The organism is Rhizobacter sp. P2_H2, from assembly GCF_056403375.1.
In genome coordinates this window covers 1-1938 of sequence record NZ_JBFUFP010001020.1, presented here as the reverse complement: position 1 = coordinate 1938, position 1938 = coordinate 1, and the positions used below count along the sequence as shown (strand labels likewise).

The 1938-nt window shown below is 63.7% G+C and carries 2 protein-coding genes; both read left to right on the top strand.

From position 1 onward, the window contains the following. The first annotated feature begins 260 nt into the window (after positions 1 to 260). Positions 261 to 1400 (top strand): porin, encoded by a 1140-nt coding sequence (locus tag AC1D15_RS29545; RefSeq protein ID WP_477828823.1) that lies wholly within the window; start codon positions 261 to 263, stop codon positions 1398 to 1400. Positions 1401 to 1549: 149 nt separating this feature from the next. After that, positions 1550 to 1938 (top strand): ABC transporter permease (locus tag AC1D15_RS29540; RefSeq protein ID WP_477828822.1); only part of this gene is annotated, 389 nt, incomplete at its 3' end.

The following is a 1938-nucleotide window of genomic DNA, read 5'->3' as shown; positions in this document are numbered from 1 at the left end:
ACATCGCTGCTGGCCAGAAGTCGCAAGGCTTCGAAGCTGGTATCCGCCACTCGTTCTGATCGCTGCGGCACGGCTTGCCGTGCCTCTCTGATCCAGTTCGTTCAAAGGCCGCCTTCGGGCGGCCTTTTTCATGGGCATGTCACCTGAGTGACACGAATTGACACAACAAGAACGAACCAGGCTTCGTCGCAATCAAGGTTTACGCCAGTGAACGCGTAGCAACAGGAAAGCGCACGACCGTGCTGCTTCAATGACAATTCCTGCAACAAGAAGTTCGCTACCGACAACAGGAGACAACTGTGAGAAAGACGATCTTGGTGACTGCGGCGCTCGCTGCAATGGGTTCTTCGGCATTCGCGCAGTCGAGTGTCACGATCTACGGCATCGTCGACGTGGCGGTGCGGCACACGTCGAACGAACAGAATGCCGGGCAGGCCGAAGCCGGCATGTGGCGCGAAATCGGCGGCGGCATGTCGCAAAGCCGACTCGGCATCAACACCGTCGAAGACCTCGGTGGCGGCATGAAGGCGCTGGTCAACCTGGAGCACCGCCTGTTGCCCGACAACGGCACGCAGGCGGCCACACAGTTCTGGCAGCAGTCCTGGGTCGGCTTGCAGACCGGCTTCGGTCGCGTGACCCTCGGCCGCCAGTACAACGTGCTGTTCGACGTCGTCACCAGCACCTACGCGTCCTACCCCTATTCGCCGTACTTCGAGGCCTACAAGCCGGAGATCGGTTTCGCGGTGGGCGCGCGCGCTGACAACATGGTCAAGTACCTGATCGAAGTCGGCCCGGTGCGCGCTGCGCTGCAGGTGTCGGCCGGAGAAGGTTCGGCCACCGGTGGGAAAACCGTGGGCGGCTACCTGCGCTATTCGGACAGCGGCATCGGTGCCGGCGTGGGCTACGAAGAATACGAGTTCGCCTCGGAGAAGAAGTTGAAGGCCACGACCTTCGGTGCGTCGTACAAGACCGGCCCCTGGTACTTCAATGTCGGCTGGGGTGAGAACAAGGTCGACTCCGGTCTAACGGCCACCGACAGGGCGACGCTCGGCGCCTTCTGGACCGGCTCCGCCAACGGCGGCTTTGGCGGCGCGGCCTTCCTGGCCGCCGACAAGCGCCAGATCTGGAGCGTCGGCACCAACTTCCAGGCCACGACCGAACTGAACCTTGGCATCCACTATTTCCATGCGAAGCAAAGCGGGCCGCTTGCATCGGCCGATGCCACCGCGAAATTCCTGACCGCCGCTGCCGACTATGCGCTGTCGAAGCGCACCGACGCCTACCTCGAAGCCGACACCACCAAGCTGACTGGCAATGTCAGCCTCAACGGTGCCGGCGGTGCAGCCAACGGCGCCCAGAAGCGCAATGGCTTCACGATCGGGCTGCGCCACCGCTTCTGATCGACGACGCCTTCTCCAGCCAGGGCCGCCACCGAGCGGCCCTTTTTCATGCATGCGCACCCCCGGGCCCCTCGTTTGCCCGAGGCGGTTCGGAAGTTGCTTCGGAAGTAAAGTCACGCGGGACCTTTCGGGACCTCTTTCACCCACGCATGCTCGCTTTCATCATTCGCCGGTTCCTGCAGGCCATCGTCGTGATGCTGTCGGTGGCCTTCATCTCCTTCATGCTGTTCCAGTACGTCGGCGACCCGGTCACCAACCTGCTCGGCCAGGAGGCCACGCCCGCCCAGCGTGCACAGCTGCGCGCCGATCTGGGGCTCGACAAGCCGTTTCCGATCCAGTTCGCACGCTTCGTCGGCAATGCGGTGCAGGGCGAGTTCGGCCTCAGCCTGCGCCAGGGCCGCAAGGTCTCGTCGCTGATCGTCGAACGCCTGCCGGCGACGCTCGAGCTGTCGCTGGTGGCAGCCGTCATTGCGCTCGCGGTCGGCATTCCGTTCGGCGTCTATGCCGCGCTGCGCCGTGGCAGCGCGCTGTCGCAGSG